Origin of the sequence: Legionella tunisiensis (genome assembly GCF_000308315.1) — a bacterium.
In the GTDB taxonomy this organism is placed as follows: domain Bacteria; phylum Pseudomonadota; class Gammaproteobacteria; order Legionellales; family Legionellaceae; genus Tatlockia; species Tatlockia tunisiensis.
Genome location: NZ_CALJ01000199.1, coordinates 1 through 8,551, shown reverse-complemented (window position 1 = coordinate 8,551; position 8,551 = coordinate 1). Strand labels below are relative to the sequence as shown.

Genomic DNA, 8,551 nt, shown 5'->3' with positions numbered 1-8,551 from the left:
AAACGAAAGTAGGAAGACGAACGGCAGCTACAAAGTAATCAAAGAATTATAGAGGTGTTTCAACAGCGAATGTTATTGACTAGCCATGAAATTGATTTAATCGACAAGTTAGAGAAAATTTTCTCGCCCACCTCTGTCATGTCACATGACGGCACTGTTTTCCTTAATACGATGCGTTTTGATCCGCCAGGTAAACGAATACCCTTTGAACTAACCAGAAAGGAAAATGGTGATTATACGTTAAGCACATCTAAACCAGAGGTTGCGGCTAAATTTCAAGAACTATTTGGAATTGAGTTGACTAAAAAGAGTGGTGAGCTTTCTATTTGTACTATACCACAAGGCGAGATGCTGAAATTAATGTTCGCAGCTGATGAACAATATCACCAAAAAAGAGACCAGCAATTGGTCAAGCCTACTTATGAACAGCAAATAATTCCTACCCTTATTTCTTTAATGGATCATGGTGTGAGGCCTGAAAGAAAGATTTCTATCACGTCTACATGGCACGAAGACGGTAGTTTGTCTCTGCGTGTTATCGCCAGAACATCCGATCAAGTTATAAAAATAGAAGAAATTTTTGGAATAGCAGTCAACGCTAATGAAGCACAGCTAATTAATGTTACTCCAGAGGGGTTTATGGTACTTCAGAAAAAATTATAGCCGCCCATAATGAGCCCGAGGGGGTCGAGCTTGAGTTTATAGGAAGCACTCGACCTAAAATAGATGTAGAAATGTCGACGAAATGGAAAACATTTAAAGAAGAGGCTATGATTGAAGAATCAAGCCCAACACCATCGCCTGAGGAAAATAAAGCTATATTAATTACGCGATTACGAAGATTAATTGCTACTCATCCAGAGACACTAAAACAACTCGAGGAAGCAATTGAGGATATTACTAATTCTGCTGATATAGAAAAACTTATGACTTACAACGATAAGACACTGACGACACCTGAGAATATTCAATGTATTATTGAAGAGAGATTAAGTGAGATTAAAGTTGCTCCTGAGGTTGAAATACCTACAACAGGGGGTTCATCTATGGAGCAGAGAACTACTTTATGAGAGGAATAATCGATAGGAGGTCACTATGCCGATACAAACCGTAGATCCAGCAACTCTAAAAGACTGGTTAGATAGAGGAGAAGCGATATTGATTGATGTGCGGGAACCAGAAGAGCACCAAAAGGAAAATATTCCAGGCGCGATTTCTCTACCTTTGGAAAAATTTCATTCCGAACATTGCCAGAGCTGGAAAGCAAACGTCTAGTAATTCATTGCGCTCTAGGCAAACGAGGGGCTCAGGCTTGTGAAAAATTGTTGGATGAAAACCCTGAACTCGATATTTATAATCTTGATGGTGGTATTACTGCGTGGCTGCAACACGGGAATAAAGTAAACAGGAATGAGAGTGAATACTCCTAATGAGTATTCACTTCGTCGTTGTTTCTAAAAAACGACTGATTTTATTCGTAAAAAATCTCGTATAAGCATTGAGGCAATCGCGTTAAATTAAGGAATTTTTGACATCAATGCGTTCACGCTGAGCGCTTCGAGAAGCATCAGTGTGCGCAAGGTATGGAACTCGTGGTCGAATCACTAAATTCAACTTATTAATCTTGCTGTAGCAGCAAATAAGTTGAATAATACGACAACAAAAATCCAGCATAACATCAAATGAAAGCGCTCATAAAAAACTGCCTCTTTATTCTCTTGATCACTGTTGTTTCAAGTGCTTTTGCTCAGGAAAAACTTATATTTGTCCTTGAGCTTATTCGTCATGGCGACAGAACACCTCTGGAGGAAATTCCTAATTCCCCGCATGACTGGAAGAGGGGATTTGGCGAGTTGACGCAAATAGGATGGTATCAAGAGTTAGAGCTTGGTAAGGCCACACGTAAAAAATATGTGATGCAATACCATTTGTTACCGGCTAATTATAATCCAAGGCTAGTTTACGCACGTTCAACTGATACCAAGCGTACCATCGCAAGTGCCAATGCTTTTTTATTGGGGCTTTATCCCTCTAAAATGAGACGAGGTAGTATTCCTGTACATGCAATCAGTAAAAGTCAGGATAATTTGTTAGTCGTTACACCGGGTAAAAATATTTTTTCTTTAATAAAGCTTTATTTCATTAGTCGTAAAGCTTGGCAAGAGCAAACTAGTTATAGGCAAGAGAAATTGAAAAAATGGCGGAGTGTAACTGGTTTATCGCTGAAAAATTATCAGCAACTGGTTCCTTTTGCCGATAATTTATATATTCGCCGAATTCACCATATCCCCATGCCAAAGGGTATTAGCAATGCCGACGCGAATGAAATTATTCAATTAGGTAAATGGGCCGTAGTTAACTATTTTAAATTAAGACAAGTTAGCTATCCTATGGGGCATTCATTTCTTAATGCGGTAAACAATTATTTTGCCAATGCTGTGCAGAAAAAATCATCTTTAAAATATGTATTATTCTCTGCACACGATAGCTCTATTATGAGTGTCATGGCCACTTTAGGATCACCCTTGGAAAATATGCCACCCTACGCCTCTCACCTTGATTTTGCTTTATTTAAGAACAATAAAAATTATTATATTCGAGTAAGTTATAATGATAAGCCGGTAACTATTCCTACTTGCGGAGGAACAATTTGCTCTTTACCCCAGTTTTATACCCTGGCGCAAGCAACGAAACAGCAAATCGCTTAATTTATTATTTGATACCGATAGATTGGGATGAGCTTGGCTAATTCTGTGCGGATGATTTTGCCGCGATTATTAAGAGGAAAATGCTCTACAAAATAGAGGTAATTAGGTACTTTGTAATCGCTAAGATGCTGCTTAAGAAATCGACTTAATTCTTCAGCTACTTTCTGATGAACTTGGGTAGCAACAATATAAGCGATTAATTGATTTGCGGCGTTCTTTTCATTAAAAATGGCCGTACAAGCAACATCAAGGACAGTAGGATGTAGTTTTAACTGGTTCTCTATTTCAAGCACTGAAACACGAAAACCACCATCGACTTTCATGATCATATCTGCTCGACCGTGATATTGAATATAGCCATCAACATCCATACTGACTATATCTTGGGTTAAAAACCAGTCGCCACGGTATTTGTAGGATTCATTCCTCTCATATCCAACATAGCCAATCATGAAGCCCAATTCATCCTTGTGAATTGCTAGCATTCCTTCAGTATTAATAGGTACAGGTATAAAGCCTTCTTCTATAGGAAGGAGTGTTACTTTTCTACCTGGTTGAATTTTCCCCAATCGATCTTTATGGTAGGGTACTTTCGGTCCGGTGCTAATAAAGGTCGATATTTCACTCATTCCAAGGGCAATAAAAATCGGCAATTTCAATTGTTTCATCCATAAATGCTGAACTTTATCGACCAAAAAAGCACCTGCAGAACCAGCCTGGCGTAGTGTGTGATTAGTAAAGTACTTAAAGCAAGGAGATGTCACTAGTGAATTATAGATATTAGGTGTAGATACCAACACAGAGACGCGATAATACTGCATAATAGCAATCCATTGCTCCGGTGAAATTAGATTTTCAGCCAGGGCTGAGCGATTTGAAAAAGTTAATACGATGGCTGTTGCACCTACGGAAAGAGGGTCGAGGAGACCTGTAAACATAGAATAAGTCCAACAAAAGTTATCTGTTTGCATCACAATATCTTCTGGTATTAAAGTTAACCAATTTTCAAGACTTGGTTTTCTGCCCAAAATAACTTGTTGCGCATGTAAAACCCCTTTAGGATGTCCAGAGCTGCCTGAAGTATAGAATATAAACGCAGGATCGTTGGCAGTGGTGGTGGTATGAAGTTCTTTAAAAGGATGGCTTTTTAATTGCTTAAAGTCACTGGACGGTATTAATTGACAATTTGTTGGCAACGGAAAATCAAGTCGATTTTTTATCAAGCAAAAAATAAGATGGCCTCGCAATCACGCAAAATATAATTGCATTCCTCAGCACTTAAACTGAGTATTAAGGGAATAGGAACCCAACCAATGGCATTGGCAGCAAGAAATAATACTAGCAATTCACGTACATCGTCTGCCTGAATACCAATGACAGTGCCCATTGGCAACTGAAATTTTTTAAGTCCTTCCGCCAGACAACAGACTTCGTGATAAAAGCTTCGTATAAGTCAATTTGCGATGAGTACCAAGATCATCAACAAAAATCACGGCGGTGTGATCACCTCTCGTGTTGAGATGTTTTTGCAAGATATATTCAGTTAGATTCAATTTCATTGTCAACTGACTCGTCCATTATAGGTTCTTCTACTGAATTACTTTATGGTGCTCAATAATTATAGCAAACTGCTCATTTGGTTTGGCTGTGTCGCTTATATAATCCCAATGCTCCTTGGCATACCGGAAGAATCTAGCTTCGAACACGGGTATATCATAGGAAGTAGGAATGAAATAACCTCGACGCTCCGCAGTTTTGTCCGCTAATTGGAACTTTAGTTACTATGTATGAGTAGAGCGAATTGCTAGGATTATAATCTTTTCTAAGACAAAAATAGGTGTTTTCACTTACCTTGGGCATAATTATTTTTGACAATGTAAAATTTTTCCATTGAGGTTTGAGGTATTACACTGTTGGTTTCTCCAGCAAGTTGTTGGCCCGTAACCACTTAATTTACATAATTTAAAGGCATTGCTACAGTTAAAACGATTCATCTAATTATTATAGGGATTAACATGAGTATCATTGCAAAACGATTTCTCGAGTCATGGTTTTATGATGTGTGGGTTTTATCTTCTGTAGAAAATATGGACCGTTATTATGCAAGTTCTGTGAAAGGAGAGTTCAACGGTGAACCCCTGTCTCGAGAGGAGTTAGAGAAACACTGCTCATGGGGGAAGGATAATGAAAAAATCACTCATTTTGAATTTATTGATGTTATATCAGAAGATAATAAGATTGCATTTTGTATCCAATTTCAATTTACCGACAAAACAAATAATATTAAAAAAGCAGACAATATAGGTATCATGCATCTTGATCAAAAAGGGAAGATTCAGTCAATCACTGTAAAATCCAGTGAACAATTCTCACGTTAATTTGTGAAATTAAGGAATATATGATCACAATCACTACTAACCAACAAATTGAAGACTTCACACGTGGGTGCTGTTTTTTTGCTACAGGAGGTGGTGGAGACCCTCTGTTTGGACAACAAATGTTACGTGAAGCCATGGATGCCGGCAAACAAATTTGCATTATTGATGCGAAAGAATTATCTGGTGAGGCATGGACAATATGTCCTTATTTAATGGGGCCAGCACCGGGTCCTGAAACTGAGACAGTAAAACAAGCAAGAAAAGAGTACGGTCTCACACAAGAAGTAATTTCGAATATGCCTGCAGCTGCCGCGCAACTTTTGCTTGAACAAGAAGAAATTAGACTCAGTGCAGTTATTCCACTCGAACTAGGTGCAGCAGCTACTTCAGGTGCAGTTGCTACAGCTGCTTGGCTTGGTGTACCTACAATTGATGGGGATTATGCAGGTCGTGCCTTACCCGAAGTCGCTCAGATTTTACCTGCCATTCATAATGTAAATTTATTACCCATTGCCAGTTGTGACCGTTATGGTAATCAAATAATTATAAAAAACGACAGGTCTGCACATGACAGAACGCCTAGGCAAGATCATGTCTACTGCATCATTGGGTTTGGTAGGTCAGGCAACCTTATTAAAGCAACTGAAACAAATGAAATCGGTCATGTTATTGAATACCTTGTCAAAAGCATTGTCTGTCGGTACAGCTTTGAGAGAAGCGCGGGAAGCAAAAGACAACTCTCTTCAATCAATAATAGAATTGACTCACGCTAAAATTTTATTCATTGGTCAAGTTACTGAACGTAAGGCAGAGGTACAAGATGGATATTATGTAGGCCATATTATTATCGACGGGATTAATAGTTTTAAGAAAAATCAATTCAAGATATGGGTTAAAAATGAAAATATCTTATCGTGGTTAAATAATGAACCTTGGGTTGCATGTCCTGATCTAATTACGATGATTGACCAGTCAACTTTTGAACCAGTCATTACCGGTAAACTAAATGAAGGCGATAACGTGATAGTTTTTGGTATATCAGCTCCAGAGAGCTTCCGAAGTCCAGCAGCTTTACAATTACTCGGACCTAAGCATTTTGGGTTTGATTTTAAAGCCAAACTACTATCTGAAATATGATTGAATCGTTCTTCTAAGCATATTTTACTCGAGTTCTAATGAATGGGGGATATGCAAGCCAGAACCCCAGACTCGAGATAAAATGAGGAATTGGGTGTGAAGGGCGTACTTAATATTTGATAAAAATTGTGAGAAAAAAGGGAAAATTATTTTTCCCTTTTCAATCAAAATGAAGTACTAACCGTGAGCGATTTCTCTTTGAACTGCTCTGGCTTGTTGCAGATGCTCAGCAACATGCACACGAGTCACTTCTAATAGTCTTCTTAATTGTGGATTTGTGGCTTCGATTTTCAATTTATGATCGATCAAGTGTAAAGCTGCAGCATGATCTTTTACCATTGCGTTGATGTAGACCCTATCAAAAGCTTTACCATTGAAGCGATTTAAGGTTGCCATCTCTTGTCGACCTTGTCGTTGGAGTAGGAGAGCAGTGGACCCCTTTTCTGGCGCAATACCTATTCTCTGACTCAGGCTTTGAGTTTCTTGCAAATTTTGATTATGAGCTTTATACATCCAGGCAGCGTAATTTTTTACGGCTGGGCTAGACGCTTTTCTTTGTGCTGTAGTGGCAGCTGCCATTTCATTTTGATTAAGGACCACTAAACTACCAAGAACTTTTGCATCCACTTTCATTTGTGCAGGGGTAGCAGGTACGGCTTGCGTGTAACCATTAAAAGGAGAAGTGGCGTTCCATTGCTCACATCCAGAAGCCAGAAGAACGGCACCTAAAGACATTGCTGATACAATCAATTTGATTTTCATATGAGTCCCTTATGTTAAGTGTCCTTGAGCCCCATTAGCATACAACATAAATAGGGAAAAACAAATTAATTTTCTTGACAAAGGATAAGAGCTTCCACAAGCGGTGATTCCTACGCCATTTCAGCTGAGCCCATAGTAGCCAATTGTTTTAAGGCCTCTTCTTGCAATCGAACTTGCATCAGCTCAGGCCTTAAAACAGCGTTCATCGATTGATAGAAATCAATGGCTGAACGGTTCCATGAAAATGTGTGCCACTCCATACGGCAGCAATGGTGACTAGTAGCAATTTTGGCAAGTTTGGCTAAAAAATTTGTTCCTATTCCCTGACGTTGATAATTTTCTAACACAAATAAATCTTCCAAATACAGAATAGGAGCACCGAGTGACGCTGCATAAGTGAAAAAATAAAGGGCATAACCGACCAATTGATTTTCAGCTTCGGCAACTAGAAGATTGAAATAAGGTTTACTACAGAAAGCGTGTTTAATAATTTTGTCCGTGGTTAGTTGAACATCGTCTACAGCTTTTTTTCGTACTCAGCAAGTTTTGAAATCAATAGGAGAATAGTTTGTATATCACTCAGTTTTGCTTTTCTGATTTTGATTTTCATTTTTATTCTTCCTTTATAAGTCGATTATGTTTCAGGAAAATCATGAGAAAAATTTTTCTCTTTATGTCAGATTCATGTTTAGGGGCAATGAAACGCGAAAAGCAGCGCCTTTATTTTCGATATTTTCTACCCAAATACGGCCTTCATGCGCTGTAATTATTTTTTGGCAAATTGCCAGACCTAATCCCAGTCCATGCTCAGACAAAACTTGTTTTCCACGATAAAATTTTCTAAATACCTTATTCTTTTCCTGAGGGATAATTCCTGAACCAAAATCTTCAATACTGATAACAACATTTTCTTGAGTTGCTTCTACTAAAATATGGATAGGCGATTCGGGTGGAGAATATTTGATGGCATTATCTAATAAATGGAACAGGACTTCTTGAATTAGTTTATTATCTATCATAACGAGAGGAAGTGTTTTTGGTACATCGACATGAATACGCCGTTTGTGAATAGATTTCTTAGAAGTCCTTATAACGGAGTCTATAACTTTTTTAGCGAAAAAAGAGATTTTTTCAGTTCAAGCTCTTGAGTCTCTAATTGAATGATTTGAAAAAGGTTATTATTCAATCTATTGAGTTTATCGATCTCATGATCGATATTTTCTTCGATCTCTCTAACTTGTGTTCCCCCTATTTTTTTAACTGCTTAACTGTGCTAATCACTACTTTTAAAGGAAAGCATAAATCGTGAAAAATAGATTTTAGCAGGGAGGTACGCGCCTGATCGCGCTCGACTTCCAATTCCTTCTTTCTTGTCCTTTCATGTAAATAATCAACCTCTAGAGCCAACGCCATTTGATTGGTATAAGACTCTAAAAGAGCTCTTTGTTCTGGAGCGAGCAATTCCTGATTCAGGGCTTGGATTTCTTAAAACTACCAATAGAACCAGATGAGCCCAATAAGACGTAATAACTTCGTATAGCATACATTATACGAAGTTATTACGAT

13 protein-coding genes and 1 pseudogene are annotated in these 8,551 nt (G+C 38.1%); 8 read left to right on the top strand and 6 right to left on the bottom strand.

The genetic code is table 11. The annotated features are described in order from the left end of the window. Positions 1–54: 54 nt before the first annotated feature. The 5 genes from BN58_RS11845 (at position 55) to BN58_RS24720 (ending at position 2,708) form a co-directional block, all read left to right on the top strand. A complete protein-coding gene (locus BN58_RS11845) occupies positions 55–663 on the top strand; it encodes a hypothetical protein (RefSeq protein ID WP_156812500.1) in 609 nt (202 codons plus the stop codon). Positions 664–734: 71 nt separating this feature from the next. Next, complete coding sequence (locus tag BN58_RS11840) at positions 735–1,070, top strand: hypothetical protein (RefSeq protein WP_019217020.1); 336 nt, start codon at positions 735–737, stop codon at positions 1,068–1,070. Between the two features lie 25 nt (positions 1,071–1,095). After that, positions 1,096–1,275 carry a rhodanese-like domain-containing protein gene (locus BN58_RS28560; RefSeq protein WP_019217019.1) on the top strand — a complete coding sequence of 60 codons (180 nt, stop codon included), beginning with the start codon at positions 1,096–1,098 and terminating at the stop codon, positions 1,273–1,275. Continuing rightward, entirely contained in the window at positions 1,248–1,430 is a 183-nt protein-coding gene (locus BN58_RS30940; protein ID WP_156812499.1) for a rhodanese-like domain-containing protein, read from the top strand. The genes BN58_RS28560 and BN58_RS30940 overlap by 28 nt, the downstream gene beginning before the upstream one ends. 252 nt (positions 1,431–1,682) lie before the next feature. Next, on the top strand, positions 1,683–2,708 hold the full coding sequence (locus BN58_RS24720; protein ID WP_019217018.1) for a histidine phosphatase family protein: 1,026 nt from the start codon (positions 1,683–1,685) through the stop codon (positions 2,706–2,708). On the opposite strand, the gene BN58_RS11825 is transcribed toward BN58_RS24720, so the two are convergent. Both BN58_RS11825 and BN58_RS29910 read right to left on the bottom strand, forming a co-directional pair. After that, positions 2,705–3,904: an ANL family adenylate-forming protein gene (locus tag BN58_RS11825; protein ID WP_198009883.1), complete on the bottom strand. Its 1,200-nt coding sequence runs from the start codon at positions 3,902–3,904 to the stop codon at positions 2,705–2,707. The genes BN58_RS24720 and BN58_RS11825 overlap by 4 nt on opposite strands. 23 nt (positions 3,905–3,927) lie before the next feature. Continuing rightward, positions 3,928–4,158: an AMP-binding protein gene (locus BN58_RS29910; RefSeq protein ID WP_083852193.1), complete on the bottom strand. Its 231-nt coding sequence runs from the start codon at positions 4,156–4,158 to the stop codon at positions 3,928–3,930. 565 nt (positions 4,159–4,723) lie between these two features. Here BN58_RS29910 and BN58_RS11810 point away from each other — a divergent pair. The 3 genes and pseudogenes from BN58_RS11810 to BN58_RS11800 all read left to right on the top strand — a co-directional run bounded on the left by BN58_RS11810 (position 4,724) and on the right by BN58_RS11800 (position 6,223). Beyond that, complete coding sequence (locus tag BN58_RS11810) at positions 4,724–5,086, top strand: hypothetical protein (RefSeq protein ID WP_019217014.1); 363 nt, start codon at positions 4,724–4,726, stop codon at positions 5,084–5,086. A 20-nt stretch (positions 5,087–5,106) separates the two neighbouring features. Further along, positions 5,107–5,625, top strand: a pseudogene (locus BN58_RS11805) (S-methyl thiohydantoin desulfurase domain-containing protein); the annotation flags it as partial. Between the two features lie 28 nt (positions 5,626–5,653). Further along, the gene (locus tag BN58_RS11800; RefSeq protein ID WP_083852192.1) at positions 5,654–6,223 is read left to right on the top strand and encodes an S-methyl thiohydantoin desulfurase domain-containing protein; all 570 of its coding nucleotides are present in this window, start codon (positions 5,654–5,656) and stop codon (positions 6,221–6,223) included. A gap of 177 nt (positions 6,224–6,400) precedes the next feature. Here BN58_RS11800 and BN58_RS11795 read toward each other — a convergent pair whose 3' ends face one another. The 4 genes from BN58_RS11795 to BN58_RS11780 form a co-directional block, all read right to left on the bottom strand. Further along, positions 6,401–6,985, bottom strand: coding sequence for a DUF4142 domain-containing protein (locus BN58_RS11795; RefSeq protein WP_019217013.1), 585 nt, complete (start codon positions 6,983–6,985; stop codon positions 6,401–6,403). Between the two features lie 110 nt (positions 6,986–7,095). Next, positions 7,096–7,473 (bottom strand): GNAT family N-acetyltransferase, encoded by a 378-nt coding sequence (locus BN58_RS28555; RefSeq protein ID WP_269570252.1) that lies wholly within the window; start codon positions 7,471–7,473, stop codon positions 7,096–7,098. 183 nt (positions 7,474–7,656) lie between these two features. Next, positions 7,657–8,004, bottom strand: a complete 348-nt coding sequence (locus tag BN58_RS11785) for a sensor histidine kinase (RefSeq protein ID WP_019217010.1) — start codon at positions 8,002–8,004, stop codon at positions 7,657–7,659. 229 nt (positions 8,005–8,233) lie between these two features. Next, positions 8,234–8,446, bottom strand: coding sequence for a hypothetical protein (locus BN58_RS11780; protein ID WP_019217009.1), 213 nt, complete (start codon positions 8,444–8,446; stop codon positions 8,234–8,236). Between the last annotated feature and the right edge of the window lie 105 nt (positions 8,447–8,551).

What these genes read in the sequence shown, in the direction of transcription:
- BN58_RS11840 (WP_019217020.1), top strand. Translation starts at nt 735, where the DNA reads ATGTCGACGAAATGGAAAACATTTAAAGAAGAGGCTATGATTGAAGAA.
- BN58_RS28560 (WP_019217019.1), top strand. Translation starts at nt 1,096, where the DNA reads ATGCCGATACAAACCGTAGATCCAGCAACTCTAAAAGACTGGTTAGAT.
- BN58_RS24720 (WP_019217018.1), top strand. Translation starts at nt 1,683, where the DNA reads ATGAAAGCGCTCATAAAAAACTGCCTCTTTATTCTCTTGATCACTGTT.
- BN58_RS11810 (WP_019217014.1), top strand. Translation starts at nt 4,724, where the DNA reads ATGAGTATCATTGCAAAACGATTTCTCGAGTCATGGTTTTATGATGTG.
- BN58_RS11800 (WP_083852192.1), top strand. Translation starts at nt 5,654, where the DNA reads ATGACAGAACGCCTAGGCAAGATCATGTCTACTGCATCATTGGGTTTG.
- BN58_RS11795 (WP_019217013.1), bottom strand. Translation starts at nt 6,985, where the DNA reads ATGAAAATCAAATTGATTGTATCAGCAATGTCTTTAGGTGCCGTTCTT.
- BN58_RS11785 (WP_019217010.1), bottom strand. Translation starts at nt 8,004, where the DNA reads ATGATAGATAATAAACTAATTCAAGAAGTCCTGTTCCATTTATTAGAT.